Origin of the sequence: Streptomyces sp. NPDC089424 (assembly GCF_044749345.1) — a bacterium.
Lineage (GTDB): Bacteria > Actinomycetota > Actinomycetes > Streptomycetales > Streptomycetaceae > Streptomyces.
Map to the genome: position 1 here is coordinate 671,978 of NZ_JBIVHU010000003.1, position 26,987 is coordinate 698,964.

Annotated in this window: 27 protein-coding genes; 18 read left to right on the forward strand and 9 right to left on the reverse strand. The window is 72.1% G+C overall.

Annotation, left to right across the window (positions count from 1 at the left end):
- Positions 1 to 34: 34 nt before the first annotated feature.
- Entirely contained in the window at positions 35 to 682 is a 648-nt protein-coding gene (locus ACIP2X_RS18020) for a MerR family transcriptional regulator (RefSeq protein ID WP_401673737.1), read from the reverse strand.
- A gap of 128 nt (positions 683 to 810) precedes the next feature.
- Between ACIP2X_RS18020 and ACIP2X_RS18025 the strand changes: the two genes are divergently transcribed.
- Complete coding sequence (locus tag ACIP2X_RS18025) at positions 811 to 1,293, forward strand: DUF4188 domain-containing protein (protein ID WP_401673739.1); 483 nt, start codon at positions 811 to 813, stop codon at positions 1,291 to 1,293.
- Positions 1,294 to 1,796: 503 nt separating this feature from the next.
- Here ACIP2X_RS18025 and ndgR read toward each other — a convergent pair.
- Positions 1,797 to 2,513: an IclR family transcriptional regulator NdgR gene (gene ndgR / locus ACIP2X_RS18030; protein WP_014048551.1), complete on the reverse strand. Its 717-nt coding sequence runs from the start codon at positions 2,511 to 2,513 to the stop codon at positions 1,797 to 1,799.
- 199 nt (positions 2,514 to 2,712) lie between these two features.
- Here ndgR and leuC point away from each other — a divergent pair, with 199 nt between their 5' ends.
- The 4 genes from leuC (at position 2,713) to ACIP2X_RS18050 (ending at position 6,019) form a co-directional block, all read left to right on the forward strand.
- The gene (gene leuC / locus ACIP2X_RS18035) at positions 2,713 to 4,143 is read left to right on the forward strand and encodes a 3-isopropylmalate dehydratase large subunit (RefSeq protein WP_401673741.1); all 1,431 of its coding nucleotides are present in this window, start codon (positions 2,713 to 2,715) and stop codon (positions 4,141 to 4,143) included.
- 5 nt (positions 4,144 to 4,148) lie between these two features.
- A complete protein-coding gene (gene leuD, locus ACIP2X_RS18040) occupies positions 4,149 to 4,742 on the forward strand; it encodes a 3-isopropylmalate dehydratase small subunit (protein WP_401673743.1) in 594 nt (197 codons plus the stop codon).
- A 263-nt stretch (positions 4,743 to 5,005) separates the two neighbouring features.
- Positions 5,006 to 5,236 carry a hypothetical protein gene (locus ACIP2X_RS18045; RefSeq protein WP_401673745.1) on the forward strand — a complete coding sequence of 77 codons (231 nt, stop codon included), beginning with the start codon at positions 5,006 to 5,008 and terminating at the stop codon, positions 5,234 to 5,236.
- Between the two features lie 138 nt (positions 5,237 to 5,374).
- Entirely contained in the window at positions 5,375 to 6,019 is a 645-nt protein-coding gene (locus tag ACIP2X_RS18050) for an HU family DNA-binding protein (RefSeq protein ID WP_401673747.1), read from the forward strand.
- A 75-nt stretch (positions 6,020 to 6,094) separates the two neighbouring features.
- Here ACIP2X_RS18050 and ACIP2X_RS18055 read toward each other — a convergent pair whose 3' ends face one another.
- Positions 6,095 to 6,298 carry a hypothetical protein gene (locus ACIP2X_RS18055; protein ID WP_365450676.1) on the reverse strand — a complete coding sequence of 68 codons (204 nt, stop codon included), beginning with the start codon at positions 6,296 to 6,298 and terminating at the stop codon, positions 6,095 to 6,097.
- 9 nt (positions 6,299 to 6,307) lie between these two features.
- On the reverse strand, positions 6,308 to 6,946 hold the full coding sequence (gene cofC / locus ACIP2X_RS18060) for a 2-phospho-L-lactate guanylyltransferase (protein ID WP_401674497.1): 639 nt from the start codon (positions 6,944 to 6,946) through the stop codon (positions 6,308 to 6,310).
- Between the two features lie 143 nt (positions 6,947 to 7,089).
- Here cofC and ACIP2X_RS18065 point away from each other — a divergent pair, with 143 nt between their 5' ends.
- Genes ACIP2X_RS18065 through ACIP2X_RS18075 form a run of 3 tightly spaced genes read left to right on the forward strand, consistent with a single transcriptional unit; the run spans position 7,090 to position 10,201 of the window.
- Entirely contained in the window at positions 7,090 to 7,977 is an 888-nt protein-coding gene (locus ACIP2X_RS18065) for a lysophospholipid acyltransferase family protein (RefSeq protein WP_401673749.1), read from the forward strand.
- Positions 7,974 to 8,984, forward strand: coding sequence for an NAD(P)H-dependent glycerol-3-phosphate dehydrogenase (locus ACIP2X_RS18070; protein WP_401673752.1), 1,011 nt, complete (start codon positions 7,974 to 7,976; stop codon positions 8,982 to 8,984). The genes ACIP2X_RS18065 and ACIP2X_RS18070 overlap by 4 nt, the downstream gene beginning before the upstream one ends.
- 59 nt (positions 8,985 to 9,043) lie before the next feature.
- On the forward strand, positions 9,044 to 10,201 hold the full coding sequence (locus ACIP2X_RS18075; RefSeq protein WP_401673754.1) for a D-alanine--D-alanine ligase family protein: 1,158 nt from the start codon (positions 9,044 to 9,046) through the stop codon (positions 10,199 to 10,201).
- Between the two features lie 25 nt (positions 10,202 to 10,226).
- Here the strand turns inward: ACIP2X_RS18075 and ACIP2X_RS18080 are convergent, their stop codons facing one another.
- Together ACIP2X_RS18080 and ACIP2X_RS18085 are read right to left on the reverse strand one after the other, a co-directional pair.
- A complete protein-coding gene (locus tag ACIP2X_RS18080; RefSeq protein ID WP_401673756.1) occupies positions 10,227 to 10,724 on the reverse strand; it encodes a DUF3515 domain-containing protein in 498 nt (165 codons plus the stop codon).
- Between the two features lie 20 nt (positions 10,725 to 10,744).
- Entirely contained in the window at positions 10,745 to 10,978 is a 234-nt protein-coding gene (locus ACIP2X_RS18085) for an Lrp/AsnC family transcriptional regulator (RefSeq protein ID WP_401673758.1), read from the reverse strand.
- A gap of 248 nt (positions 10,979 to 11,226) precedes the next feature.
- On the opposite strand from ACIP2X_RS18085, the gene ACIP2X_RS18090 reads away from it, so the two are divergent.
- Together ACIP2X_RS18090 and thiD are read left to right on the forward strand one after the other, a co-directional pair.
- Complete coding sequence (locus ACIP2X_RS18090; RefSeq protein WP_401673760.1) at positions 11,227 to 12,192, forward strand: thiamine-phosphate kinase; 966 nt, start codon at positions 11,227 to 11,229, stop codon at positions 12,190 to 12,192.
- Positions 12,189 to 12,980: a bifunctional hydroxymethylpyrimidine kinase/phosphomethylpyrimidine kinase gene (gene thiD, locus ACIP2X_RS18095; RefSeq protein WP_401673763.1), complete on the forward strand. Its 792-nt coding sequence runs from the start codon at positions 12,189 to 12,191 to the stop codon at positions 12,978 to 12,980. The genes ACIP2X_RS18090 and thiD overlap by 4 nt, the downstream gene beginning before the upstream one ends.
- Before the next feature lie 127 nt (positions 12,981 to 13,107).
- Here the strand turns inward: thiD and rpmB are convergent, their stop codons facing one another.
- Complete coding sequence (gene rpmB / locus ACIP2X_RS18100; RefSeq protein WP_004924906.1) at positions 13,108 to 13,293, reverse strand: 50S ribosomal protein L28; 186 nt, start codon at positions 13,291 to 13,293, stop codon at positions 13,108 to 13,110.
- Between the two features lie 304 nt (positions 13,294 to 13,597).
- Here rpmB and ACIP2X_RS18105 point away from each other — a divergent pair, with 304 nt between their 5' ends.
- On the forward strand, positions 13,598 to 15,283 hold the full coding sequence (locus tag ACIP2X_RS18105) for a DAK2 domain-containing protein (protein ID WP_401673766.1): 1,686 nt from the start codon (positions 13,598 to 13,600) through the stop codon (positions 15,281 to 15,283).
- An 85-nt stretch (positions 15,284 to 15,368) separates the two neighbouring features.
- Here the strand turns inward: ACIP2X_RS18105 and ACIP2X_RS18110 are convergent, their stop codons facing one another.
- On the reverse strand, positions 15,369 to 18,374 hold the full coding sequence (locus tag ACIP2X_RS18110; RefSeq protein ID WP_401673768.1) for a tetratricopeptide repeat protein: 3,006 nt from the start codon (positions 18,372 to 18,374) through the stop codon (positions 15,369 to 15,371).
- Entirely contained in the window at positions 18,371 to 20,215 is a 1,845-nt protein-coding gene (locus ACIP2X_RS18115; RefSeq protein ID WP_401673771.1) for an HSP90 family protein, read from the reverse strand. The genes ACIP2X_RS18110 and ACIP2X_RS18115 overlap by 4 nt, the downstream gene beginning before the upstream one ends.
- 188 nt (positions 20,216 to 20,403) lie before the next feature.
- On the opposite strand from ACIP2X_RS18115, the gene recG reads away from it, so the two are divergent.
- The 7 genes from recG to rnc all read left to right on the forward strand — a co-directional run bounded on the left by recG (position 20,404) and on the right by rnc (position 26,937).
- On the forward strand, positions 20,404 to 22,608 hold the full coding sequence (gene recG / locus ACIP2X_RS18120) for an ATP-dependent DNA helicase RecG (RefSeq protein ID WP_401673774.1): 2,205 nt from the start codon (positions 20,404 to 20,406) through the stop codon (positions 22,606 to 22,608).
- Between the two features lie 174 nt (positions 22,609 to 22,782).
- Positions 22,783 to 23,370, forward strand: coding sequence for a 16S rRNA (guanine(966)-N(2))-methyltransferase RsmD (gene rsmD, locus ACIP2X_RS18125; RefSeq protein ID WP_401673776.1), 588 nt, complete (start codon positions 22,783 to 22,785; stop codon positions 23,368 to 23,370).
- 26 nt (positions 23,371 to 23,396) lie between these two features.
- Positions 23,397 to 23,876, forward strand: coding sequence for a pantetheine-phosphate adenylyltransferase (coaD, locus tag ACIP2X_RS18130; RefSeq protein WP_401673778.1), 480 nt, complete (start codon positions 23,397 to 23,399; stop codon positions 23,874 to 23,876).
- A gap of 110 nt (positions 23,877 to 23,986) precedes the next feature.
- Positions 23,987 to 25,024 carry an ATP synthase F0 subunit B gene (locus tag ACIP2X_RS18135; RefSeq protein ID WP_401673780.1) on the forward strand — a complete coding sequence of 346 codons (1,038 nt, stop codon included), beginning with the start codon at positions 23,987 to 23,989 and terminating at the stop codon, positions 25,022 to 25,024.
- Positions 25,025 to 25,155: 131 nt separating this feature from the next.
- Positions 25,156 to 25,809, forward strand: coding sequence for a YceD family protein (locus ACIP2X_RS18140; protein ID WP_401673784.1), 654 nt, complete (start codon positions 25,156 to 25,158; stop codon positions 25,807 to 25,809).
- Between the two features lie 2 nt (positions 25,810 to 25,811).
- Positions 25,812 to 25,985, forward strand: coding sequence for a 50S ribosomal protein L32 (gene rpmF / locus ACIP2X_RS18145; protein ID WP_003951102.1), 174 nt, complete (start codon positions 25,812 to 25,814; stop codon positions 25,983 to 25,985).
- A gap of 7 nt (positions 25,986 to 25,992) precedes the next feature.
- Positions 25,993 to 26,937 (forward strand): ribonuclease III, encoded by a 945-nt coding sequence (rnc, locus tag ACIP2X_RS18150; protein ID WP_401673787.1) that lies wholly within the window; start codon positions 25,993 to 25,995, stop codon positions 26,935 to 26,937.
- The last annotated feature ends 50 nt before the right edge of the window (positions 26,938 to 26,987 follow it).

Below are 26,987 nucleotides of genomic sequence, written 5' to 3' on the forward strand. Positions count from 1 at the left end.
GCCTCCACTTCGGTGGGGGCCCATCGTCGTGTGGTCAGTGCGTGCCGAACCTGCGGCGTGACTCCTCCGCCTCCGCCAGCCTGCGCAACGCGAGCAGCACCGGCTCGTAGAGCACGGTCAGCGCGACCGCCGCCTCCACCTGTTCGTCCGCCCCGCCGCCGTACTGCTCCACGAGATCCAGATCGTTGACGGCGAGCTGTTCCATGCCGCGGGCGTACGGCGCCAAGTCCTCGACGGCGCACGGATATCCGAGACGTTCCAGCGTGGCGATCGCGTTCACCAGCATTCCGTACGCCGGGGGCGCAACGCCGGTCGTGGGGCCGTAGCTCCAGCCGAGCAGTTCCAGCAGGCGGTCGGCGCGCTGCCGGGCCGTCTCGGTCGCCGGGTCGTCGGGGTCGGCGGGCTTGCCGTGGGGGAGGGCCCAGACGGCGGTGCCGAGACGTTCGTTGTGATCCAGGGAGTCGTTGTCCAGCGCGGCGAGCACCTCGCGGGCGGACGCCACCGAGACGCCGCCGACCTGGATCAGCGCCCGCACCAGACGCAGCCGGCGCAGGTGCTCCTCGCCGTACTCGGCCTGGGTGGCGGTGATCCGGCGGCCCGGCGGCAGCAGTCCCTCGCGCAGATAGAACTTCACGGTGGCGGTGGCGACGCCGCTTCGCCTGCTCAGCTCCGACAGCCTCATGGCCGGGCGACTCCCTTGCTCATTCCCCTTGCGTCCCGCGTTGGAGAGTGTCACTATCCAATCATGGATAGCGGCACTATCCAATCGCTGTCCTCAAGGGCTGTCTCAGGGGGAAGGTGGGTTTCGTCATGGCTGACAAGCCGATCGCGGGGCGTATGACCGCGGACGCGCAGGGGGACGTCGTGGTGTTCCTGATCGGGATGCGCTTCAACCGGCTTCTGGCGGTGCGCAGTTGGCTGCCGGTGATGCGGGCGATGCCGCGCATGCTGCGGGAGCTGTCGCGCGAGCGGGAGCGGGGCATGCTCGGCGCGCAGACACTGCTGGGGCCGCGGGTCCTGTACGTGGTGCAGTACTGGGAGTCGACCGAGAAGCTCCTCGCGTACGCCTCCGCCGCGGACCAGGAGCACCGGCCGGCGTGGGCCGCGTTCAACCGGCGGATACGTGAGGGGAAGGACAAGGTCGGCTTCTGGCACGAGACGTACGTCGTGCCGGCCGGCGGCTACGAGTCGGTGTACGTCAACATGCCCGCCTTCGGCCTCGGCAAGGCGACCGGCGTGGTGCCGGTCGGCCGACGCGGCGAGCGCGCCGCCGAGCGGCTGCGGGCGGCCTGAGCGGGGCACCGTTCACTCCGGGGGCCGGCCGCGGCGTCGAGGCCGGCCCCCGGGGTCTTCCTGCGTTCCGTCCTGCCGCCCGGCCGGGGAGCGTCGCGCTGAGCCGGTGCGGGCGATGGGCCTGGGGGCTTGCCGCCTGCGGGGCCTGCGGGCCTCGGGGCCTGTCGGCCGGAACTTACGGGGGCGGGGGCCGGGCCAGCCGGACGGCCGCGGTCCTTGTCGCCGGTGGGGCTTGCGGCATCTGCCTGTGAGGCTCACGTGGCGTGCGACACCGGTGGCTCCGTGGCACGTGAGGTCCGAGTCGCCTCCGTGGCCCCGCAAAGCGTGAGGCTTGTGCGACCTATGAGGCTCCCCGGTGTGCCTGCACTCCGTGCCCCTACGCGGCCCAGGCCCCGCGTGGTCTGTGGCCCTTCGTGGCCCGTGACCTGGGTGGCTCGTGTGACGCATGTCGCCGTGTGCGGCTTGTGTTGGTGCGCCTGCGGGTGTCGGGCCCGGGGCCTCGGTCAGCCGGTGCGGCGCAGTGCCTCGGAGAGGCGGGCCGCGGAGTCGATGACCGCCTGGGCGTGCATCCGGCCGGGGTGGCGGGTCAGCCGCTCGATGGGTCCGGAGACGGACACGGCGGCGACCACGCGGTTCGACGGGCCCCGCACGGGCGCGGAGACGGAGGCGACCCCCGGCTCCCGCTCGCCGATGGACTGGGCCCAGCCCCGGCGCCGCACGCCGGACAGCGCCGTCGCCGTGAAGCGGGCGCCCTGCAGCCCCCGGTGCAGCCGCTCCGGCTCCTCCCAGGCCATGAGGATCTGCGCGGACGATCCCGCCTTCATCGTGAGCGTCGAACCGACCGGGACGGTGTCCCGCAGTCCGGACAGGCGTTCCGCGGCGGCGACGCAGATACGCATGTCGCCCTGGCGGCGGTAGAGCTGCGCGCTCTCGCCCGTGATGTCACGGAGGTGCGTGAGCACCGGCCCCGCGGTGGCCAGGAGACGGTCCTCACCCGCGGCCGCGGCCAGCTCGGCCAGGCGCGGTCCGAGAATGAAACGGCCCTGCATGTCGCGCGCCACCATGCGGTGGTGTTCCAAAGCCACGGCCAGGCGGTGAGCCGTGGGTCGTGCCAGTCCGGTGGCCGCGACCAGACCCGCGAGGGTGGCCGGACCGGACTCCAGAGCGCTCAGGACGAGTGCCGCCTTGTCCAGAACGCCGACGCCGCTACTGTTGTCCATGAAACGATACTTGCGTCTCACTCTGTGAAACGCAAGTTCAATTTCCGGTGGAACGCGCCACCCTTGATGTCACGAAGTCACAGCGGCCCGGTGGATGAAAGGGCCTCGCGGCGGATGCGCGGAAACCGCGCCCCGACCGCCGCTCCTCAAGATCTCTAGTTGGGTCGGCACACCATATGTGCCGTCCGGAGGGAAAGCGATGGGTAGGACACTCGCGGAGAAGGTCTGGGACGACCATGTCGTCCGGCGCGCCGAGGGCGAGCCCGACCTCCTCTACATCGATCTGCACCTGCTGCACGAGGTGACCAGCCCGCAGGCCTTCGACGGCCTCCGCAAGAGCGGCCGGAAGGTGCGGCGGCTCGACCTGACCATCGCGACCGAGGACCACAACACCCCCACCCTCGACATCGACAAGCCCATCGCCGACCCGGTCTCCCGCGCCCAGCTGGAGACGCTGCGCAAGAACTGCGCCGACTTCGGGGTGCGCCTGCACCCGCTCGGCGACGTCGAGCAGGGCGTCGTCCACGTGGTGGGCCCGCAGCTGGGCCTGACCCAGCCCGGCACCACCGTGGTCTGCGGCGACTCGCACACCTCCACGCACGGCGCCTTCGGCGCGCTGGCGTTCGGCATCGGCACCTCGCAGGTCGAGCACGTGCTGGCCACCCAGACGCTGCCCATGGCCCGCCCGAAGACCATGGCGATCACGGTGGACGGCGAGCTGCCCGAGGGCGTCACCGCCAAGGACCTGATCCTGGCGATCATCGCCAGGATCGGCACCGGCGGCGGCCAGGGCTACGTCCTGGAGTACCGCGGCGAGGCCATCGAGAAGCTCTCGATGGAGGCCCGGATGACCATCTGCAACATGTCGATCGAGGCCGGTGCCCGCGCGGGCATGATCGCCCCCGACGAGACCACGTTCGCCTACCTCGAAGGCCGCGCGCACGCCCCCGAGGGCGCCGAGTGGGACGCCGCGGTCGCGTACTGGAAGACCCTGAGGACCGACGACGACGCCGAGTTCGACGCCGAGGTGGTCATCGACGCCACCGCGCTGTCGCCGTTCGTCACCTGGGGCACCAACCCGGGCCAGGGCGCGCCGCTTTCGGCGTCCGTCCCCGACCCGGCTTCGTACGAAGACGCTTCGGAGCGCTTCGCCGCCGAAAAGGCCCTGGAGTACATGGGGTTGGAGGCCGGGCAGCCGCTGCGGTCCATCAAGGTGGACACCGTCTTCGTAGGTTCGTGCACCAACGGCCGCATCGAGGACCTGCGCGCCGCGGCGGACCTGCTGCGGGGCCGCAAAGTCGCCGACGGCGTACGGATGCTGGTCGTGCCGGGCTCCGCGCGGGTCGGTCTGCAGGCCGTCTCCGAGGGTCTGGACGTCCTCTTCAAGGAGGCCGGCGCCGAGTGGCGGCACGCCGGCTGCTCCATGTGTCTGGGCATGAACCCCGACCAGCTGGCCCCCGGCGAGCGCTCGGCGTCCACCTCCAACCGCAACTTCGAGGGCAGGCAGGGCAAGGGCGGCCGTACGCATCTGGTGTCGCCGCAGGTCGCCGCCGCTACGGCGGTCCTGGGGCACCTGGCCTCCCCGGCCGACCTGGCCCACGCCGAGACCCGTACGCCCGCTGGAGTCTGAGGATCATGGAAGCTTTCACCACGCACACCGGCCGGGCCGTCCCGTTGCGCCGCAGCAACGTCGACACCGACCAGATCATCCCCGCCCACTGGCTCAAGAAGGTCACCCGGGACGGCTTCGAGGACGGATTGTTCGAGGCCTGGCGCAAGGACCCGGAGTTCGTGCTCAACCGGCCCGAGCGCCAGGGCGCGACCGTGCTGGTCGCCGGCCCCGACTTCGGCACCGGCTCCTCCCGTGAGCACGCCGTCTGGGCGCTGCAGAACTACGGCTTCAAGGCCGTGATCTCCTCCCGCTTCGCCGACATCTTCCGCGGCAACTCGCTGAAGAACGGCCTGCTCACGGTCGTGCTGGAGCAGCAGGTCGTGGACGAGCTGTGGCAGCTCATCGAGCGCGACCCCGAGGCCGAGGTGACCGTCGACCTGGTCGGGCGCGAGGTGCGTGCCGAGGGCGTCACCGCCTCCTTCGAGCTGGACGAGAACTCCCGCTGGCGGCTGCTGAACGGGCTGGACGACATCTCGATCACGCTGCGGAACGAGGGCGACATCGCCACCTACGAGGCCGTGCGGCCCGCCTACAAGCCGCGCACCCTGAAGGTCTGAACCTTCGACCCCGGCGGTCGACTTTCGGCCACCCCCACACCCGGCTGTACCCCCGATCGGCCCGATCGGGGGTACAGCCTTTTTTCGCACCCGGATGGCCGCACCTCCCCTCGACTGTTCCTTCAACTGGCCACGTTATGGCGGTTGTTGTCGGGGTACGCGGGACTTGACAACGCGGCCTGGGCGGCGCGCCGGAGGGCCGTTCGCGGCGCCAGTTGCCCCCCGGGCAGGCGACAACTCGCCCCAGATGGCACAATCTGTGCATGGAACGCGACGGCCAACTCGAGCTCTATGCGGCGGTCGCGGACCAACTCAAGGAAGCGCACGCAAGAGTGCGCGCACTGCAAGTCCCGGAGGGCGTACGGATGGCGCTGACCCGGAAGCTGCTGGTCATCACGGCCGCGGCCAAGCACGACCTCACCGACGCGACAAAGCGTCTGGAGCGGTTCATCGCCGACCTCGACGCCGGGCGATTGCCCGAAGGGGAAGGCTGAATCACGTCAGAGGCAGCCGAGTCGGTTGCGGCACAAGGGTGATTAGCCCGTTTCGTGTTTGATTTGCGGTATATATCTGCCTAACGTGCGAAAAAGCTTGAACACTTTCGTTCTGGCGATGTCTCCGAAGGGGAAGACGTGAACAAGGCGCAGCTCGTAGAAGCGATTGCCGACAAGATGGGCGGCCGCCAGCAGGCCGCCGAAGCTGTCGACCACGTACTGGACGCCATCGTCCGCGCCGTCGTCGCAGGTGAGCGGGTGTCGGTCACCGGTTTCGGCTCGTTCGAGAAGGTCGACCGTCCGGCTCGCTACGCCCGCAATCCCCAGACGGGCGAGCGGGTTCGGGTCAAGAAGACCTCGGTGCCGCGATTCCGCGCCGGCCAGGGCTTCAAGGACCTGGTGAGCGGCTCGAAGAAGCTCCCTCGCGGCGGAGAGGTCTCCGTCAAGAAGGCGCCCAAGGGCAGCCTGACCGGCGGCGCAACGGCCACGGTCAAGAAGGCCGCGGCGAAGAAGACCACGAAGGCGGCCGCGAAGAAGGCCACCACGGCCAAGAAGGCGACGGCCAAGAAGACCACGGCCGCCGTGAAGAAGACCACGGCCGCGAAGAAGACGACCGCCAAGAAGACCTCGGCGACCGCCAAGACCACCGCCGCGAAGAAGACGACCGCCAAGAAGGCGACCGCCAAGAAGGCCCCGGCGAAGAAGGCGACGGCCAAGAAGGCCCCGGCCAAGAAGACGTCGGCACGCAAGACCACCGCCAAGAAGGCCACCGCCCGCAAGTAGACGAGGGCGCAGGGTACTCACGCGCCGGGCCGGACTCCGTCGGGGAGCCCGGCCCGCGGCATGTTCAGGGGCAGGTCAGAGGGTCTGCAGCGTCACCAGCGTGATCCGCGGGCTCTCCTTCGGACCCTCCACCTCGATCCGGACCCGCTGCCCGGGCCGCAGCAGCCGCAGCCCGCCCGCGTCGAACGCGGCGGCGTCGAAGGGCACCGGAGTCCCGTCGTCCAGCAGAACCTGCCCGCTGCGCGTCCCGGCGTCGTACGTGTAAGCGGTGGCGTGCATGACGGCAGCCTACTGCCCGGAGATCAGCAGTTGCGCGGTCGCGGCGGCCGTGCGAGGGCCCACCCCGAGCGCCAGTGCCGCGCGCAGGTCGTCGGCGGTGTCCACGTCCTGCCGTACCGAGTCCACGCCCGCCAGGCCGAGTTCCACCGCCCCGCCGGCGCGATGGCGGGCCCGTGAATCCGTACCGAATGCCGGAAGCAATTCCCGGCCCGGCGCCGCCGCCAGCAGGGTCGTACCGATTGCCGCCGCATCCGCGAGAAAAGCCCGGGGGAATTCCGTGGCCGCGTCCAGGACCTGGGCCAATTCCGTCGGGCGCAGCGCGGGAAGATCGGCGTTCAGGACCGCGACCGGGCTTTTGGGGCACCGGGCCCGCACGGCCGCCGCCCCGTGCGCCAGGGCCGCGTTCAGCCCGCCTCCCGGTTCGTCGGAGACGATGCGGGCGCCCAGTGCGGCCAGCTCCCGGCCGGCCAGGGCGTCGTCCGTGACAACTGCCACATCGCGCACCGCCGGGCTGGCCAGCGCCGCGGCCACCGTGTCCTGGGCGAAGGCGAGGGCGAGGCCCGGGCGCAACGCGTCGGCGGCCGCGTCCGCGAGCCTGCTCTTGGCCCGCGCCAAAGACTTCACGGGTATCACCAAGGTCCACAGCACCGGCGTTCGTCCCTCTCTTGTCGCGGTCATTGTCACCCGGCCCTCCCGGTGGGCGCAGGGTCGGGGCGTACGGTGTTCTCGACAGACCGACGGCCTGGAGCGACACTTGTCCGGCCCCCAGGCCACAGAAGGAAGGTGTCCGTGTGCCCCGCCGCAGAATCGGCTTCTGGTACCGCCTCGCAGCGGTGATCTGTAAACCGCCGCTGGTGGTTCTGCTCAAGCGGGACTGGCGCGGAATGGAGCACATTCCGGCCGCGGGTGGCTTTATCACCGTGGTGAACCACAATTCGCACGTCGACCCCTTCGCGTACGCGCACTTTCAGTACAACACCGGACGGGTTCCGCGATTCCTGGCGAAGAGCGGCCTTTTCAAGAAGGGATTCGTCGGCACCATGATGCGTGGCACCGGCCAGATCCCCGTCTATCGGGAGAGCACGGACGCGCTCAGTGCCTTCCGGGCCGCGATCGACGCCGTGGAGCGCGGCGAATGCGTCGCCTTCTATCCCGAGGGCACCATCACCCGGGACCCGGACGGCTGGCCCATGACCGGCAAGACCGGTGCCGCGCGCGTGGCGCTGAAGACCAGGTGCCCGGTCATCCCGGTCGCCCAGTGGGGCGCCAACGAACTGCTGCCGCCGTACGCCAAGAAGCCCAACCTCCTCCCGCGCAAGACCCACCAGGTGCTGGCGGGCCCTCCGGTGGACCTCTCTCGCTTCTACGGCAAGGAGATGACCGCGGACGTCCTCAAGGAGGCCACCGAGGTCATCATGGCCGCGATCACCGGCCACCTGGAGGAGATCCGCGGCGAGCGGGCCCCCGAGTCGCCGTACGACCCGAAGAGCGAGCGCATCGAGCAGCGGCGCCGGACCGCGGCGCAGAAGCTCGGCCGGGCCGCCGCCGTCGAGACGGGCGGGGTCGCGCTCGGGCGGCCGATCCGGGAGAACGCCGGCGAGGCCGGACGGGAAGCGGCTGGTCAGGCGGGTCGGGAAGCGGCCGGGCAGGCCGGTGGCGAGGAGGGGCAGGGCAAGTGAGCAAGCCGGTCAAGGCGGCGGTCCTCGCCGCCGGTTCGTGGGGTACGGCGTTCGGGATGGTGCTCGCCGACGCGGGGTGCGAGGTCACCCTGTGGGCGCGCCGGGCGGAGGTCGCCGAGGCCATCAACTCCGGCCGGACCAACCCGGACTACCTCCCGGGCTTCGAACTCCCCGGGAACCTGCGCGCCACCACCGACCCCGCCGAGGCGGCCGCCGGAGCCGACTTCACGGTGCTGTCCATCCCTTCCCAGACACTGCGTGGCAACCTCGCCGCCTGGGCGCCGCTGCTCGCCCCCGACACCGTCCTGGTCTCCCTGATGAAGGGCGTCGAACTCGGTTCCGCCATGCGGATGAGCGAGGTCGTCATGGACGTCGCCGACGTGCCCGCCGAGCGGGTCGCCGTGGTCACCGGGCCCAACCTCGCGCGCGAGATCGCCGCCCGGATGCCGGCCGCCTCCGTGGTCGCCTGCACCGACGAGGCCGTCGCCCAGCGGCTCCAGGCCGCCTGCCACACGCCGTACTTCCGCCCGTACACCAACACCGACGTCGTCGGCTGTGAACTCGGCGGCGCGGTCAAGAACGTCATCGGCCTCGCCGTCGGGATCGCGGACGGCATGGGGCTCGGCGACAACGCCAAGGGCTCGCTGATCACCCGCGGCCTCGCGGAGACGACCCGGCTGGGCCTGGCCATGGGCGCGGACCCGCTGACCTTCTCCGGCCTCGCCGGCCTCGGCGACCTGGTCGCCACCTGCTCCTCGCCGCTCTCGCGCAACCACACCTTCGGCACCAACCTCGGCAAGGGCATGACCCTGGAGGAGACCATCGCGGTCACCCGGCAGACCGCCGAGGGCGTCAAGTCCTGCGAGTCGGTGCTGGATCTGGCGCGACGGCACGGCGTCGACATGCCCATCACCGAGACGGTGGTCGGAATCGTGCACGAGGGCAAGCCCCCGGTGGTCGCCCTGAAGGAGCTGATGTCGCGCAGCGCGAAGGCCGAACGACGCTGAGCGACGCGGGCGTACGGACGCTGTATCCGGCCCCTACCACCGGGTACTCTCAACGCGATATGAGCACCGAGAACCTCCCCCAGAGCCCCGAGCAGCCGTCTCGCAAGCCGCGTGTGGCCGTCGTGTTCGGCGGGCGCAGCTCCGAGCACGGGATCTCCGTGGTCACCGCCGGCGCCGTACTGCGGGCCGTCGACCGGACCAAGTACGAGGTCCTGCCGATCGGCATCACCCAGGACGGTCGGTGGGCGCTCACCGCCGACGAGCCGGAGCGGATGGCGATCAGCGACCGCCGTACGCCGACCGTCGAGGACCTCGCCGACTCGGGCGAGGGCGCCGTCGTGCTCCCCGTCGACCCGGCCAACCGCGAAGTCGTCTACAGCGAGCCGGGGTCCGTGCCCAAGGCCCTGGGCGAGGTCGACGTCGTCTTCCCGGTGCTGCACGGCCCGTACGGCGAGGACGGCACCCTGCAGGGCCTCCTGGAGCTCTCCGGTGTCCCCTACGTCGGTTCCGGAGTGCTCTCCTCCGCCGTCGGCCAGGACAAGGAGTACATGAAGCGGGTGTTCACCTCGTTCGGGCTCCGGGTGGGCCCGTACCTGGTGGTCAGGCCCCGTGAGTGGCGCACCGACCAGGCGGGGGCGCGGCGCCGGATCGCCGAGTTCGCCGGCGAGCACGGCTGGCCGCTGTTCGTGAAGCCCGCGCGCGCGGGGTCGTCGATCGGCATCACCAAGGTCGAGTCCTTCGACGGCCTCGACGAGGCGATCGCCGAGGCCCAGCGCCACGACCCGAAGATCATCGTCGAGGCGGCGCTGCGCGGCCGCGAGATCGAGTGCGGCGTCCTGGAGTTCGAGGACGGCCCCCGGGCCTCCGTCCCCGCCGAGATTCCGCCGCCGGACACGCACGCGTACTACGACTTCGAGGCGAAGTACATCGACTCCACCCCCGGCCTCGTCCCGGCCCCCCTCACCGACGAGGAGACCGCCGAGGTGCGCAGGCTCGCGGTGGACGCCTTCGAGGCCGCCTCGTGCGAGGGTCTGGTCCGCGCGGACTTCTTCCTCACCGAGGACGGCGAGTTCGTGATCAACGAGATCAACACGATGCCCGGCTTCACGCCGATCTCGATGTACCCCCAGATGTGGCAGGCGAGCGGAGTGACCTACGCGGAGCTGGTGGACCGCCTGATCCAGGCGGCCCTGGACCGCTCGACGGGCCTGCGCTGACCCGTCCCCGTGGGGCGTTGAGCCATCAGTCGGCGATTCCCTCGGGAATCGCCGACTTCACCGCCGGGGCCAGGTCGACCAGGACCCCCGCGCTGTCCTGCCCCTCGGGCACGCTCACCTCGACGTACGCCGTGCGGTTCGCGCTGGTGAACCGGTAGCCCCCGGCGCTTTTCTCCTGCAGCCAGTCGACGCCGTTCACACCCCCCGCCACGGCGTCGGGATCCCCGCCCTCGGCCACCTTCGGGTCGACCATCTTCGGCGGCCGGACGACCCCGCAGCGCAGTATGATCACCGGGCTTCCCCAGCCCGCGGTGAGCACGGAACGGGGCTCGGGGTCGTTCCGGCTCAGACCGTCCACCTTGCGGGGCAGCGCCTTGTCCAGGTTCTGGCACAGCTTCGTGACCGCCGGAGAGGGGCTGGGAACCGCGACGCCCGCACTGTCGTCTGCTGAGGAGCAGCCCACGACAGTGATCAGCAACGCGGACGCGGGCAGACCGATGAGCCGGTGACGGGAAGACTTCACCGGCCAAGGGTAGACGGGGACTACAGATGGACGACCGGGCAGGTCAGGGTGCGGGTGATGCCGTCCACTTGCTGGACCTTGGCGACCACCATGCGGCCCAGGTCGTCGACGGTGTCTGCCTGGGCGCGGACGATGACGTCGTACGGCCCTGTCACGTCCTCGGCCTGGATCACCCCCGGGATCTTGCTGATCATGTCGGCGACGGTCGACGCCTTGCCGACCTCCGTCTGGATCAGGATGTACGCCTGTACCACGGAACCTCCAGGGCGGCTACGAGGATCATGTGGGGAAAAGGAACGCCACGGTATCGCGTCCCCGCTCGTCGCGGGGAGACCTACGGTGTCCGGGCTCTGCGCGCCGGGGTGCGGACACGACGGAAGTCGACGAACGGGTGGGCCGGACATGCGGCCATGGGGGGCCGGGCGGCGGTCGGTACGACCGTATCGAGGACACTGTTGACCCGCGACCGGGCACGCACAGGGACAGAAGGGGCGTAAGGGAAATGAAGGGGACTGTTGGTGAGCTCGGGGAGTTCGGGCTCATCAGGGAGCTCACCTCCCGCCTCACCACCACCCCGGCGGTGCGCGTCGGGCCGGGGGACGACGCCGCGGTGGTGGCCGCGCCCGACCGCCGGGTCGTGGCCAGCACCGACATCCTGCTGGAGGGACGGCACTTCCGCCGGGACTGGTCCACGGCGTACGACGTCGGGCGCAAGGCGGCGGCGCAGAACCTCGCCGACATCGCCGCCATGGGTGCCGTGCCGACCGCGCTGCTGCTGGGCCTCGTCGTGCCGGCCGAACTCCCGGTCACCTGGCCGACCGAGCTGATGGACGGGCTGCGCGACGAGTGCCAGGTCGCGGGCGCGTCCGTGGTCGGCGGCGACGTGGTGCGCGGGGACACCATCACGGTGTCGATCACCGCACTCGGCGACCTGCGCAACCAGGAACCCGTGACGCGGGCCGGCGCGCGGCCCGGCGACCTCGTCGCGGTGACCGGGTGGCTCGGCTGGTCGGCGGCCGGATACGCGGTGCTCTCGCGCGGTTTCCGCTCGCCGCGTGCCTTCGTCGAGGCGCATCGGCGCCCGGAGCCGCCGTACCACGCGGGTCCGGCGGCGGCAGGGCTCGGCGCGACGGCGATGTGCGACGTCAGCGACGGGCTGATCGCCGACCTCGGGCACATCGCGGAGGCGAGCAAGGTCCGGATCGACGTGCGCTCCGGCGCGATCGACATCCCCTCGCAGATGCACGACATCGGTCAGGCGGTGGGCGTGGACCCGCTCCAGTGGGTGCTGACCGGGGGAGAGGACCACGCGATCGTGGCGACCTTCCCGCCGGACGTGAAGCTGCCCGCCCGCTGGAAGGTGATCGGCGAGGTGCTCAACCCGTCCGCGCTGCCCCAGGTGACCGTCGACGGGGCACCCTGGACCTCCAAGGGCGGTTGGGACCACTTCGGAGGGATCGAGTCATGAGCGCACCACCCAGGGTGCTGACCGTCGCCGGATCCGACTCCGGTGGCGGCGCCGGCATCCAGGCCGACCTGAAGACCATGCTCGCGCTCGGTGTGCACGGCATGAGCGTGATCACGGCGGTGACGGCGCAGAACAGCCTCGGCGTGCAGGGCGCCTGGGAACTGCCCGTGGAGGCCGTGCGGGCCCAGTACCGCAGCGTCGTCGACGACATCGGCGTACAGGCCGTGAAGACCGGGATGCTGGCCTCGGCGGAACTTGTCGAGGCGGTCGCCGAGTTGATCACCGGCACGGACGCGCCGGCCGTCGTCGACCCGGTGGGCGTCTCCAAGCACGGCGACCCGCTGCTGGCGGCCTCCGCGCTGGACTCGGTACGGACCAAGCTGCTGCCGGCCGCGACCGTGGTCACGCCGAACCTCGACGAGGTGACGCAACTGACCGGGCTGCGGGTGGAGTCCGAGGCCGGGATGCGTGAGGCGGCCGCGGCCGTGCTCGCGTACGGGCCGCGGTGGGTCGTGATCAAGGGCGGTCATCTGCGGGGAGAGGCGGTGGACCTGCTCTCCGACGGCTCCGAGGAGCTCTGGCTGCGCGCCCCCCGTCACGACAACCGGCACACCCACGGCACGGGCTGCACGCTGGCGTCGGCGATCGCGTCCGGGCTGGCGCGCGGGCTGAGCGTGCCGGAGGCGGTACGGGCGGCGAAGGAGTACGTCACCGGGGCGATCGCGGCCGGCTTCGCGCTCGGCGGCGGGATCGGGCCGGTGGATCATGGCTGGCGGTTCCGGGACTGACGGAAGCGGGCACAGCAAGAAGCCGGTCCACCTGAGGTGGACCGGCTTGATGCAGCGAACCAGCAGTGGCCGCGCGCGTCAGGGGTCCCCCCTGCTCGAGCGAAGCCCAGAGCTCGGGGGAGGTGCGTCAGCGCGAGACCTTGCCGGCCTTGATGCACGAGGTGCAAGCGTTCACGCGCTTCGGCGTCCCACCCACCACGGTACGCACACGCTGGATGTTCGGGTTCCAGCGACGGGGCGTACGGCGGTGCGAGTGCGAGATGTTGTTGCCGAAGCCCGGCCCCTTGCCGCAGACGTCGCAGTTGGCAGCCACGGGTCACTCCAAAGACTTCAGATGCACTTACGGTTGATCCCGGCATGCCGGGACCGAAATCGTGGGCTCTTGCGAGCCGTCAGAGATCTGAGTGGCGCTGCCAGGGGAATGGCCCGATCAGGATCGGGCAACCGGAGCAGCATACAACGGCTGCGTCCGTACAACGAAATTACCATGGCTGCTCAGGGGCCCGCCCCGCCCTCTTCCGGCGGCCACGGGCCCCAGGGCTACGCTGCGTCCCACGTCCAGCAGTCAGACTCCGCGTCTGCGACATGATCGGCCGGGCAGGTCCAAGGAGGCGCAGGTGCCGCAGACGTTCCTCGATGCCCTCGCGGTGCGCACCTGGTGCGGACTCGCGCTGGAGGCGCTCGGACGCGCGCGTGAGGAGATCGACGCGATCAACGTGTACCCGGTCGCGGACGGGGACACCGGCACCAATCTCTACCTGACCGTCGAGTCCGCGGTGGCCGCCGTCGAGGCGGTGTTCGCCGCCCACGAGGTCGACGCGGCCGACCCCGACCGGCCCTCGCTGGCGGAGGCCGCCCAGGCCATGGCCCACGGTGCGCTGATCGGCGCCCGGGGCAACTCCGGGACCATCGTCGCGCAACTGCTGCGCGGCATGGCACAGGTGCTCGCCGACGGTGGTGACGAGGCCCACACCGACGGGGAGGGCCTGCGGCTCGCGCTGCGCCGCGCGGCCGACGCCGCCCGCCAGGCCGTGGCCCACCCCGTGGAGGGCACGGTCCTGTCGGTTGCCTCCGCCGCCGCCGCCGCGGCCGGGGGAGCGCAGGGCGACTGCGGTGCGGTCGCGCGGGCCGCCTACGAAGGGGCCCGGACGGCCCTCGCGGCCACCCCGGGGCAGCTGGCCGTGCTGGAGCGCGCCGGGGTGGTGGACGCCGGCGGGCGGGGGCTCGTCGCGATGCTGGCGGCGCTGGTGGAGACGCTCACCGGGGAGGTGCAGGGGGCCGTCGCGGTGGCGGCCGGGGCACGGCACACGCGCGTGCGCACGCCCGACGACCAGAGCACCGGCGCCGGGACGGAGTGCGCGGACGCCACCGAGGAGGACGGCCCGGCGTACGAGGTGATCTATCTCCTGGAGGCCGGCGATCTCGCCGTGGCGCGTCTGAAGGAGCGGCTCGACGCCCTCGGCGACTCGCTCGTGGTGGTCGGCGGCGACGGGCTGTGGAACGTCCATGTGCATGTGGACGACGCAGGCGCGGCCGTGGAGGCGGGCGTCGAGGCGGGACGGCCGTACCGGATCAGGATCACGCACTTCGGCGCGGACGACGTGCACACGGTACGAGGCGAGGGGCGCCCCAGGGAGCGCGTCCAGCGGGCCGTGGTGGCCGTCGTGCCGGGGGAGGGGCTGGCCGGGCTGTACGCCGAGGCCGGCGCCACGACCGTGCTGGCGCGCCCCGGAGAGCTCCCCGTGAGCGGGGAACTGGTCGAGGCCCTGCGGCGGGCCCACGCGCGCGAGGTCGTACTGCTGCCCAACGATCCCGAGCTGCGCCACACCGCCGCCGCGGCGGCCGAGCAGGTACGCGCCGAGGGCATCCGCGTCTCCATGATCCCCACCCGGTCCGCGGTCCAGGGCATAGCGGCGCTCGCGGTGCACGAACCGGAGCGCCGCTTCGACGAGGACGTGGTGTCCATGACCTCCGCGGCCGGCGCCACCCGGTACGGCGAGGTCGCCGTCGCGGAACGCCAGGCCTGGACCATGGCCGGCATCTGCCAGGCCGGAGACGTCCTCGGGCTCATCGACGGGGACGTCGCCATGATCGGGACGGACGTCACGGGCGTCGCCGCCACCGTGCTGGACCGGATGCTCGCCGCGGGCGGCGAACTGGTGACGCTGGTCCTCGGCGACGAGGCCCCGGAGTCCGTCGCCGAACACCTGGAGGGCCGGGTACGGGAGGCCTATCTGGCCGTCGACACGGTGGTGTACCGAGGCGGTCGGCAGGGCGCGCTGCTGCTGATCGGGGTGGAGTAGAGAGGTGGGGTAGAGAGGTGGAGTAGAAGGGTGGAGCAGAGGCGAAGTGCACAGGGGCGGAGCGGAGCGGCCGACCCGGTTCCGGTCAGTCCTCCTCCAGCGCCTCCCGCCCCTCCGGTCCCTCCCGCCCCTCCTGCCCCTCGCGCACGACGCGCAGCATCTGCTCCGCCTCGGCCTGCCGCTCCCGGGCGCTCTCGTCGTCCTCGTCGGCGTCGGCGTACTCCTCCAGCACCGCACGCGCGCGTGCCGCCGCCTCGGTGCCACGGCCCAGGTCGGCCGCCAGCCAGCCCGCGGCGAGTTCGGCGCCGGTGCGGGCGTGCCGGGCGTCGGCGCCGAGCGAGGCGAACACGGAGACGGCCTCCTCCACCTCCGTCAGGGCCTCCTCGAACGTGGCCCGGATCGAGCCGTCCTCGGCGTCCTCGGCCGACGAGCGGGCGAGCAGGTCACCGAACTGACGGTGGGTGTGCCCGAGTTCCGCGGTGAGGCGCTGGCGGGACTCCTCGTCGGCGGCGGTGCTCAGGGCGCTGACACACTCGTGGACGCCGGCCGCCATCAACTCCCGTGCGGGCTCCGTGCCGTCGTCCGTGCGCAGCGCGAGCCACGCGCGGGCGCGCAAGGAGCGGACGAGGCCGTGGACGTTGCCCAGGGAGCGCCACAGCTCACCCGCGCGCGCGTAGGCCTGGTCCGCCTCGGCCGGCATCCCGGCGTGCCCCAAGGACTCGGCGGCGAGGTGCGCCAGCGTGGCGTGGTCGTGCTGCTCGGGCCAGTGCCGGGCGATCTCGGCGGCCTGCAGACGCCGCTCGGCCGCCGCCCGGTGCTCGCCGAGCTCGCTCAGACAGTCGCCGAGCCACCACTGCGTCTGCACGATCGCGCCGTCGCCGTGCGTCTCGGCGCTCAGATCGGGCAGCGCCGACTCCAGCACCTCCGCGGCCTCCGCCCACCGGCCCTGGCGCAGCAGGAAACCGCCGAGCAGGTGCCGGGCCCAGACGCCGAAGGTCGGGCCCTCGCCCGCCTCGTCGGCCCAGTGCGCCGCGTCCAGGGCGTGCTCCGCCGCCTCCTCGGACTCCCCACGGCCGCCGAGGACCTCGGCCAGTTGAAGATGCAGCTGGGCCCGTCCGGTGGCCTCCAGATGCGGTCCGCCGTGCTCCAGGGCCGCCCGCAGCGCCCGCTCGGCCTCCGTGGTGTCCCCGAGGTGCTGGGCGAGACCGGCCAGCCGCGCCTCGTACTCCACCGCGAACCACGGCAGCCCCGCCTCCACGTACGCCGTAGCGGCCCGCCCGAACAGCACGGCGGCCTTCTCGACGTCCCCGTGGTGGACGGCCAGCTCGGCGAGCATCGCCCGGGCCTCGGCCGCCCGCGAGGCCAGCCGCACGTCGGCCCCGCTGTGGCCCTCGACGAGCGCCAGCACCTCCCGGACGGCCGCCTCGGCCTCCGCCAGGACGGTGTCCTGGGAGGTGCCGCCACCGGCCGCGTCGTCGCCCTCGTGCACCCGCCGCATCAGGATCCGCGCCCGGCCCATCAGCACGGACGCGGTCTGTCGTACGCCCGTGCCGTCCTCGGCGTACAGCGCGAGGACCTCGTCGTAGGGGCCGGCGACCGCCTCGACGGCCTCGTCGACGCGACCGGCGAGCGCGCGGACGTACGCCGCACGCGCGCGTGCGGCCAGGGCCTCGCCCGGGTCGCCGGCCGCCGCGTACAGCTCGGCCGCCTGCTCGAAGAGCTCGGCGCCGGCCGGACCCAGGTCCATCGCCTCGTGGTCGGCGATCTCCGCCCGGTCACGGGCGTCCAGTTCGGCGCCCTCGGCGCCCTCGGCGGCCCGCGCGACGGCCGCCCAGGCCTCGACGGCGTTCGGCCGCAAGCTGTCCGACAGGCGCCGCGCCTCGGCCAGCAGCGCGGCCAGGTCGGGCTCCGGCGCGCTCGCGGCGGACGGGGACGGCGCGGTCGCCGTGGTGACCGGACGCGCGGTGTACCCGAGCCGGTCCGAGCGCACTCCCAGAGCGAGCCGCTCGACGATCGGACGCTGCTCCATGCGCTCGCGGACCCGCTGGCTCACGTGGGTCGTGCCGTTGCGGGCGTCGAAGCGCGCCGCCAGTGCGAGGGCCTCCTCGCGCGCGTGTGCGGCCAGTTCCCGCGCGGTCCACGACCGGTCCGCGGGGCCCGGCACCCCCTGGTCGCCGAGGCCCAGCGCGGTCAGCCGGTCCATGATCAGGGCGACCACGCTCATGAAGTCCATCCGGCTGCGCGGCTGCCCGGCGTCCGTGAAGTACGCCGGCCGCTCCGCCAGCAGCTCCAGGCCGCGCGCCTCGTTGCCGGTGAGCGCGCAGAACTCGACGTGGTCCGCGTACGCGCCGCGCATGCTCTCCATGGCCCGCACGAGCCGGAAGCCCCGCAGGTGGTTCGCGCGCGCCTCGTCGAGGCGGCCCAGCCGCAGCAGCGGCCCCAGGGAGGACGCCAGGACGGTGTGCGGCTCGTGGGCGCACGCGAACTCGCCGTCCAGGACCGGCGCCCACAGCCGAAGAGCCTCGGCGTCCCGGCCGCGCTCCACCTGCCACCAGCCCTGCCCGTGCAGCTCGCACGCGTGGCAGTCGGCCATGCCGTCCCGGTCCGCGGCCAGCCACGCCGCGTACGCCCGCTCCGCGCGCTCCACGTCACCGACGTGCGCGGCCACGCTGAACTCGGCGCTGCGCACCGCCCGTTCGGAGTGCCCGGCGAGGCGGTAGCGGTGCTCCATCTCGCCGAGCCACTTCTCGACGGACGCCAGCGGCACGTGCGGCTGGTCGAGCATCCCGGCCGACATCCACTTGAAGACCCAGTGCAGCGAGAGGGTCTCGTACTCGTCGAAGTCCTCGGGGTGCTCGTCCCACATGCGCAGCAGGCGCGCGAAGGGGACGAACATCTTGTCCTTCTCGGAGCTGTAGTTGTAGACCTTCAGCTGATGTCCGAGCGCCTCGATCACGGCGAGCGGCACGTTCAGCCGCTCGGCCTGGGCGAGCAGCTGCTCCGCGCGCGCGTTGCGCGCGGGTCCCTCGGGCTGCTCGGAGTTCTCCGCCATCGCCCGGCGCAGCGCGTCGAAGTCCGTGATCTCACTCATCGGTGACCGTCCCCCGGGGAGTCGGAGTCGCTGTGGGTGGCCCATTCCAGCAGGCCGATGAACGCCCGGTTGAGCAGCGCGGAGTCGGCGGGCCGCAGCGGACGCTGCGCCATCAGCAGGGCCTGGCCGTACAGCGACTCCGTGGCGGTGCCGACGAGTTCCGGATCGCTCACCGAACTGATCCTGCGGATCAGCGGGTTGAGGTGGTTCAGCACCAGCCGCGCGCGGGGGGCGCTGCCGCGCAGCGAGCCCAGGATGCCGGCCCACAGGTCGTCGGCCTCCTCCTCGGCCGCCGCCCGGGCCTGCTCGTGCCGGGCCGCCCGGTCGTCCAGGTGCAGCGCGGGCACGGACAGCGGGTGGAAGGCACGCAGGACGACGTCGCAGCCCAGCGGGTCCAGCTTGGCCCGCGCGGCCGCAAGGAAGCCCGACAGGGCCAGCTCCTCTGCCGGGTCGACGGCGTCCAGGTGGGCGGTCACGGTGTCCGCGTCCAGCTCGGCGACGACCGTCCCGGGCCGCACCGACGGCAGCGCCTGGACCAGCTCGCTGTCGTAGGTGTAGCCGCCGTTGACGACCCCGACGCCCTGCGCGGAGGCGATCGGGGCGACCTGCCGGTACTCCTCGACCGTGCGCGTGAAGTGCACCACCGGGTGGCGCAGCGCGAACTCCTCCAGCGACAGCTGCCCGTCGGTCGTCTCGAACGGCAGCCACGGCAGCATCGTGCGCAGCATCTCCGTGTCGTGCCGGGCCAGGGACTTCACTCCCAGGTGGTGCACCGACAGGAACGCCGCCAGCCGCTCCGGGTCACCGGCGGCGAGGCCGGTGAGCCAGGACCGAATCCTTTCGCCCAGGGCGTCCCGTACGGCGGCCAGCGTCTCGTCCTCGTACAGCGACTCACGCGAGGCGGTGGGCCGCAGGCTGTCGGTGTCGAGCACACAGCGCACGAAGAACGCCCAGTCGGGCAGCAGCTGCTCGGCCCGCTCGGTGAGCAGCATGCCCTTGAGGTGGACGCGGTGCCGCGCGCGCTGCGCCGGACTGACCGCGGAGGGCAGCACGTAGGCCACCCCGCGGATCCCCGCGAGCGGCACGTTCAGCTCGATCGCGTCCAGCGGGGTGAACCCGAACAGGTCGTGACAGTGCCGGGCCAGGGCCACCCGCCGGGTGGCGGGGGAGGGGTAGGGCCGGTCCCAGGGCGCGGGCAGGTCGGTGACCTCCTCGTCGCCCACCCGGACGTCGTACGGCAGCAGCGAGCCGAAGTCCCGCGCCAGCGCGAGCACCCGTTCCTCGGTGAGCCACTCGCCGGCTCCGGCCCGAGCCTCCAGGTGCACGGTGGTGCCCGGCTCGGGCCGGGCCGCGTCCGGCAGCGTCCGGACGGTGTACGAGCCGTCGTCCGTCGCCGTCCACTCCACGGGCCGGGCGTCCGGCGTACGGGCGCTGCGGCTGACGACCCGGATCCGCTCGGCCACCACGAAACAGGCCAGCAGTCCGATGCCGAACTGCCCGAGGAACTCGCCGCGCACCTCCTGGATGCCGTCGGCCCGCTTGGAACTGCGTCCGATGGTCGCCAGCAGATGGTGCACGTCGGCCTCGGTGAGCCCGATGCCGGAGTCCTCCACCCGCAGGGCGCCCGCCTCGGCGTACAGCCGCACCCGCGCCGGGGCCTCGGGCTGCTCGGCCCGGCGGGCGGTGATCGCGTCGACCGCGTTCTGCAGCAGTTCGCGCAGGTAGACCTTGGGGCTGGAGTAGAGGTGATGGGAGAGCAGGTCCACCAAGCCGCGCAGGTCGACCTGGAAGGTATGAGGTGAGGGAGAGGCCTGTGATGCCTGTGAGGTCTGGGAGTCCATCGTCACAGCGCCGGTGGGGGGAGCGCGTCGGCGCGGGGTCGGGCGGTCCCGGTGAGGCGGTGACCGCGAAAGGATGGCCGGAGCGCGTCATCCTAGAGCCGGAGCGAGGCGTCTGACCAGGGGTTTCCCAAGACGTATACGGATCCGACGCCGGGGCGTGGGCGCCGTTGTCGGTGCCGTGGTGTGCAATGGATCTCGTGCCCGCACTGGACGAACCACTGAAGAAGGTGCTCGGCCCCGCCACCGCGAAGGTGATGGCCGAGCATCTCGGCCTGCACACCGTCGGCGACCTCCTGCACCACTACCCGCGCAGATACGAGGAGCGGGGCCAGCTCACCCACCTCGCCGACCTCCCCATGGACGAGCACGTCACGGTGGTCGCCCAGGTCGCCGACGCCCGCCTGCACAGCTTCGCCTCCGCCAAGGCGCCCCGCGGCAAGGGCCAGCGTCTGGAGGTGACGATCACCGACGGCAGCGGCCGCCTCCAACTGGTCTTCTTCGGCGCCGGAGTGCACAAGCCCCACAAGGAACTGCTGCCGGGCACCCGCGCGATGTTCGCGGGCAAGGTCTCCGTCTTCAACCGCCGGCTGCAACTGGCGCATCCGGCGTACGAGTTGCTGAAGGGGGACGCCGAGGAGGCGGTCGACACCTGGGCGGGCGCCCTGATCCCGATGTACCCGGCCACCGCCAAGCTGGAGTCCTGGAAGATCGGCAAGGCCGTCCAGACCGTGCTCCCCAGTGCCCAGGAGGCCCTCGACCCGCTCCCGGACTCCCTGCGCGAGGGCCGCGGCCTCGTCTCCCTGCCCGAGGCCCTGCTGAGGATCCACCGCCCGCAGACCAAGGCGGACATCGCCGCCGCCCGCGATCGCCTGAAGTGGGACGAGGCCTTCGTACTCCAGGTCGCCCTGGCCCGCCGTCGCCACGCGGACGCCCAGCTCCCGGCGGTGCCCCGCAGCGCCGCCCCGGACGGCCTCCTCTCCGCCTTCGACGACCGCCTGCCGTTCACCCTCACCGAGGGCCAGCAGAAGGTCTCCCGGGAGATCTTCGACGACCTGGCCACCGACCACCCGATGCACCGACTGCTCCAGGGCGAGGTCGGCTCCGGCAAGACGCTGGTCGCCCTGCGGGCGATGCTCGCCGTCGTCGACACGGGCGGGCAGGCCGCCCTGCTCGCGCCCACCGAGGTCCTCGCCCAGCAGCATCACCGGTCGGTCACCGAGATGATGGGGGACCTCGCGGAGGGCGGCATGCTCGGCGGCACCGAGCACGCCACCAAGGTCGTGCTGCTGACCGGCTCGATGGGGGCGGCCGGCCGGCGCCAGGCCCTGCTCGACCTGGTCACCGGGGAAGCGGGGATCGTGATCGGCACGCACGCGCTGATCGAGGACAAGGTGCAGTTCCACGACCTCGGTCTGGTCGTCGTGGACGAACAGCACCGCTTCGGTGTCGAACAGCGCGACGCCCTGCGCGGCAAGGGCAAGCAGCCCCCGCACCTGCTGGTCATGACCGCCACCCCGATCCCGCGCACGGTCGCCATGACGGTCTTCGGCGACCTGGACACCTCGGTCCTCGACCAGCTCCCGGCCGGCCGCTCCCCGATCGCCAGCCATGTCGTCCCGGCCGCCGACAAGCCGCACTTCCTCGCCCGGACCTGGGAGCGGGTGCGCGAGGAGGTCTCCCAGGGCCACCAGGCGTACGTGGTCTGCCCGCGCATCGGCGACGAGGAGGACGACCCCCGGGCCGCGAAGAAGAAGTCGGCCGAGGACGAGGCGGAGAAGCGCCCGCCGCTCGCCGTCCTGGACATGGCCGCCCAGCTCTCGGCCGGTCCGCTCCAGGGGCTCAAGGTCGAGGTCCTGCACGGCCGGATGCAGCCCGACGACAAGGACGCCGTGATGCGCCGGTTCGCCGCCGGCGAGACGGACGTGCTGGTGGCCACCACGGTCATCGAGGTCGGTGTGAACGTCCCCAACGCCACCGTGATGGTGATCATGGACGCCGACCGCTTCGGCGTCTCACAGCTCCACCAACTGCGCGGGCGCGTCGGCCGTGGCGCGGCCCCGGGGCTCTGTCTGCTGGTCAGCGAGATGCCCGAGGCGAGCGCGGCCCGGCAGCGGCTGAACGCGGTGGCGGCCACCCTCGACGGCTTCGAGCTCTCCCGGATCGACCTCGAACAGCGGCGCGAGGGAGACGTCCTCGGCCAGGCCCAGTCCGGCGCCCGCACGAGTCTTCGGGTGCTCGCCGTCATCGAGGACGAGGAGATCATCGCCGAGGCCCGCGAGGAGGCCGCCGCCCTGGTCGCCGCCGACCCCGACCTCGCCGGCCTGCCGGGCCTGCGCACGGCACTGGACGCCCTGCTGGACGAGGAGAGGGAGCAGTACCTGGAGAAGGGGTGAGGGCGGCCCGCCGGCCCACCGGGGGTGCGGGGACAGCGAGTCCGGCCACGGCGGAGCCCTGGACGCCCAGGCGAGACCGGCCACGGCGGAGCCCCGGACGCCCGCGGGAGCACGCACCCCCTTCCGCCGCCTGCCAGACTGAACGCGTACAGGACCCCACCCCGAGGACCCAAGATGACCCGCGTGATCGCCGGCGCAGCCGGTGGACGCCGCCTGGCCGTCCCGCCAGGGACCGGCACGCGCCCCACCTCCGACCGCGCCCGCGAGGGACTGTTCTCCACCTGGCAGTCCCTGCTCGGCGGCCCCCTGGACGGCGAGCGCGTGCTCGACCTGTACGCCGGGTCCGGCGCCGTGGGCCTGGAGGCGCTCTCACGCGGCGCCGGCCACACCCTGCTGGTCGAGGCGGACGCCCGGGCCGCCCGCGTGATCCGGGAGAACGTCCGGAACCTCCGTCTCCCCGGCGCCGAGGTCAGGTCGGGCAAAGCGGAACAGATCATCCGAACTGCCCCGCCGGAGGAGCCGTACGACCTCGCGTTCCTCGACCCGCCGTACGCGGTCACGGACCACGATCTTCGCGAGATCCTGCTCACACTCCGCACGGAGGGCTGGCTCGCCGAGGAAGCCCTCGTCACCGTGGAGCGCAGCACCCGGGGTGGCGAATTCGGGTGGCCGGGGGGCTTCGAAGCCCTGCGTACCCGCCGGTACGGTGAGGGAACGTTTTGGTACGGTCGCGCCGCCTCCACGTGCGAAGACGCACCATGACCGGACCTGAGAGCGAGGGATCTCACGTGCGCCGAGCCGTCTGTCCCGGGTCGTTCGACCCGATCACCAACGGTCACCTGGACATCATCGCCCGCGCCTCCCGTCTCTACGACGAGGTCTACGTCGCGGTGATGATCAACCAGTCGAAGAAGGGCCTCTTCGAGGTCGAGGAGCGGATCGAGCTGATCCGCGAGGTCACCGCCGACTACGGGAACGTGCGGGTCGAGGCCTTCCACGGCCTCCTCGTCGACTTCTGCAAGCAGCGCGACATCCCCGCCATCGTCAAGGGGCTGCGCGCGGTCAGCGACTTCGACTACGAGCTGCAGATGGCCCAGATGAACAACGGCCTCTCGGGCGTGGAGACCCTCTTCGTGCCCACCAACCCCACCTACAGCTTCCTGTCGTCCTCCCTGGTCAAGGAGGTCGCGGCCTGGGGCGGCGACGTGTCCCACCTGGTGCCGCCGCGGATCCTGGCCGCCCTCACCGAGCGCCTCGCGAAGGGCTGACCCCGCGGGCCCCGGCTGACACCCCGTCATCCGGTGTCCCGCGGGCATCCCATGGCCGTACAGTCGTCACGTCCGTCTCCAACACAGCTGTAGAGAGTGGCGAGCAACCGGTGGACGTACAGAAGAAGCTCGACGAGATCGTCGCGGCGGTCTCCACCGCCCGGGGCATGCCCATGTCGGCCTCGTGTGTGGTCAACCGCGCCGACCTGCTCGCCCTGCTGGAGGAGGTGCGCGCGGCGCTGCCCGGCTCCCTGGCCGAGGCCCAGGAGCTGATCGGCGGCCGTGAGCAGATGGTCGAGCAGGCCCGCCAGGAGGCGGACCGGATCATCCAGGGCGCGCACGCCGAGCGCGGCTCGCTGATCTCCGACACCGAGGTCGCCCGCCGCTCCCAGGCCGAGGCGGACCGCATCCTCGCCGAGGCCCGCAAGGAGGCCGAGGAGGTCCGCGCCGAGGCCGACAACTACGTCGACTCCAAGCTCGCCAACTTCGAGGTCGTCCTCACCAAGACCCTCGGCTCCGTCGGCCGCGGCCGCGAGAAGCTGCTCGGCACCGGCCCCGGCCTCGACGAGCAGGGCTACGAGGACGAGGACGCCCCCGAGCGCAGTCACGACCCGGAGACGCTGCGCCGCACCGCCGACGAGTACGTCGACGTCAAGCTCGGCGCCTTCGAGGCGGTCCTCGCCAAGACCCTGGAGGCGGTGGGCCGCGGCCGGCAGACCCTGCACGGCCGGATCGCCAGCGACGACCTGGGCTCCCTGGACACCGCCACCGTCCAGCACAGCAGCGACGCCGACTACCTCGCCGACCTCGCCGCCATGGCCGAGGCCCCGGCCGAGCCCGCCCAGCCCCCGGCGATGCCCGCCCAGCAGCCCTACGCGCCGCAGGACGCCTACGCCTACCAGCAGCCGCAGCAGCAGGATCCGTACGGCTACCAGCAGCAGTACGCCCAGCAGGACCCGTACGGCTACCAGCAGGCCGACCCGTACGCGGCGTACCCGCAGCAGCCCGCCTACGATCCGCACCAGGACCCGGGCCACCACGGCTATCAGCAGCAGCCGCAGGCCCTCGACGAGACCAGCCTCTTCGACACCAGCATGATCAGCGCGGAGCAGCTGCGGGCCTACGAGCAGGGTCGCGGCAACGGCTGAGACCTCCGATTGGGCCCTCAGCGAAAGGTCCAGTATCCTGACTGTTCGGTCGCGCATACGTCCGCGATCAGCGCTGCCCCGGGACACCGCAGGGCGGCGTCTCCAGCGAGTTCACAAGATCGAAAGCAGGAATGGCTCTGAACGCCCGCCTCGACCACCGCAACCCTCTCGTGTTCGACACACACGAGTTGGGTCGGCGTCCTGGTGCGCTCCAGCGCCTGACCCGCACGGTCGACGCCCCGAAGGACCTCGGTCTGAAGGACGTCATCGGGGTGCCGCAAGGCGCGCCGGTGGAGCTCGACCTCCGTCTGGAGTCCGTCATGGAGGGTGTGCTCGTCACAGGCACCGCCCGTGCACGGGCCGAGGGGGAGTGCGTAAGGTGTCTGGAGCCGGTCGAGCAGCAGCTCGAAGCGGAATTCCAGGAGATGTTCTCGTACCCTGACGCCGACGACCGGGGCCGTGTGAGCGCGGAACCGGGCGACGACGCCGAGGACGACGAGGACAGGCTCTTCCTCGAGGACGGCATGTTCGACCTCGAGCCCGTGCTGCGCGACGCGGTGGTGCTCGCACTGCCGATGCAGCCGGTGTGCCGGGAGGACTGCCCGGGTCTGTGCTCCGTATGCGGAGCGCGGCTCGCGGACGACCCGGACCACCACCATGACGCCGTCGACATCCGTTGGGCGGCTTTGCAGGGACTCGCCGGTTCACTCGAAGACGGCGAGAAGGACGAGATGAGCGGCGGCGCGCTTCCTTCAGCACGCGCCGACGAGAAGCAGGAGAAGTAGCCGTGGCTGTTCCGAAGCGGAAGATGTCGCGCAGCAACACGCGCCACCGCCGGTCGCAGTGGAAGGCTGCGGTCCCCACCCTGGTTGCGTGCGAGCGCTGCCACGAGCCCAAGCAGCAGCACATCGCGTGCCCGTCTTGTGGCACCTACAACAAGCGCCAGGTCCTCGAGGTCTGAGCGGCTGGTGAGAGGCACTGTGTCCACACCGAAGAAGCAGTCTTCCCGCGCGAGCGGGGGTGGACCGGACAACCAGGCCTCGTCCCACACGCTTCTGGAAGGGCGGCTCGGCTACAAGCTCGAGTCCGCCCTTCTGGTGCGAGCGCTGACCCACCGTTCCTACGCGTACGAGAACGGCGGTCTGCCGACGAACGAGCGGCTGGAGTTCCTCGGGGACTCCGTGCTCGGCCTCGTCGTCACGGACACGCTGTACCGCACCCACCCCGACCTGCCCGAGGGCCAGCTGGCCAAGCTGCGGGCCGCGGTGGTGAACTCGCGTGCGCTGGCGGACGTGGGGCGGACGCTGGATCTCGGCGCCTTCATCCGGCTCGGCCGCGGTGAAGAGGGCACGGGCGGCCGGGACAAGGCTTCCATCCTCGCCGACACCCTTGAAGCGGTGATCGGCGCGGTCTATCTCGACCAGGGCCTGGACTCGGCGGCGGAGCTGGTGCACCGCCTGTTCGACCCGCTGATCGAGAAGTCCTCCAACCTCGGGGCCGGGCTCGACTGGAAGACGTCACTCCAGGAGCTCACCGCGACTGAGGGACTCGGCGTGCCCGAGTACCTGGTCACGGAGGCCGGCCCCGATCACGAGAAGACCTTCACTGCTGCCGCCCGCGTCGGAGGCGTCTCGTACGGCACCGGCACCGGCCGCAGCAAGAAGGAGGCCGAGCAGCAGGCCGCCGAGTCGGCCTGGCGGTCCATCCGCGCGGCCGCCGACGAGCGTGCCAAGGCCGCAGCGGCGGCGGGCACCGGACCGGCCGTCGACGCGGTCCCGGTCGACGGCGTGCCGTCCGGCGAGGCCACCGCGGCGGAGGCCGACGGCGCGGCATCGGCCGGCCGGGTCCTCGACGCCCCGGCCTCCAGGTCCGTCGACGGCGACAGCACGGACGCCTCCTCGGCGTCGGGCTGAGCCGCCCCGGCGGTACGGCACCCGCGGCGACGCGGGAGACGAGCAGACCC

What these genes read in the sequence shown, in the direction of transcription:
- ACIP2X_RS18020 (WP_401673737.1), bottom strand. Translation starts at nt 682, where the DNA reads ATGAGGCTGTCGGAGCTGAGCAGGCGAAGCGGCGTCGCCACCGCCACC.
- ACIP2X_RS18025 (WP_401673739.1), top strand. Translation starts at nt 811, where the DNA reads ATGGCTGACAAGCCGATCGCGGGGCGTATGACCGCGGACGCGCAGGGG.
- ndgR (WP_014048551.1), bottom strand. Translation starts at nt 2,513, where the DNA reads ATGGACAACAGTAGCGGCGTCGGCGTTCTGGACAAGGCGGCACTCGTC.
- leuC (WP_401673741.1), top strand. Translation starts at nt 2,713, where the DNA reads ATGGGTAGGACACTCGCGGAGAAGGTCTGGGACGACCATGTCGTCCGG.
- leuD (WP_401673743.1), top strand. Translation starts at nt 4,149, where the DNA reads ATGGAAGCTTTCACCACGCACACCGGCCGGGCCGTCCCGTTGCGCCGC.
- ACIP2X_RS18045 (WP_401673745.1), top strand. Translation starts at nt 5,006, where the DNA reads ATGGAACGCGACGGCCAACTCGAGCTCTATGCGGCGGTCGCGGACCAA.
- ACIP2X_RS18055 (WP_365450676.1), bottom strand. Translation starts at nt 6,298, where the DNA reads ATGCACGCCACCGCTTACACGTACGACGCCGGGACGCGCAGCGGGCAG.
- ACIP2X_RS18075 (WP_401673754.1), top strand. Translation starts at nt 9,044, where the DNA reads ATGAGCACCGAGAACCTCCCCCAGAGCCCCGAGCAGCCGTCTCGCAAG.
- ACIP2X_RS18090 (WP_401673760.1), top strand. Translation starts at nt 11,227, where the DNA reads ATGAAGGGGACTGTTGGTGAGCTCGGGGAGTTCGGGCTCATCAGGGAG.
- thiD (WP_401673763.1), top strand. Translation starts at nt 12,189, where the DNA reads ATGAGCGCACCACCCAGGGTGCTGACCGTCGCCGGATCCGACTCCGGT.
- ACIP2X_RS18110 (WP_401673768.1), bottom strand. Translation starts at nt 18,374, where the DNA reads ATGAGTGAGATCACGGACTTCGACGCGCTGCGCCGGGCGATGGCGGAG.
- ACIP2X_RS18115 (WP_401673771.1), bottom strand. Translation starts at nt 20,215, where the DNA reads ATGGACTCCCAGACCTCACAGGCATCACAGGCCTCTCCCTCACCTCAT.
- recG (WP_401673774.1), top strand. Translation starts at nt 20,404, where the DNA reads ATGGATCTCGTGCCCGCACTGGACGAACCACTGAAGAAGGTGCTCGGC.
- rsmD (WP_401673776.1), top strand. Translation starts at nt 22,783, where the DNA reads ATGACCCGCGTGATCGCCGGCGCAGCCGGTGGACGCCGCCTGGCCGTC.
- ACIP2X_RS18140 (WP_401673784.1), top strand. Translation starts at nt 25,156, where the DNA reads ATGGCTCTGAACGCCCGCCTCGACCACCGCAACCCTCTCGTGTTCGAC.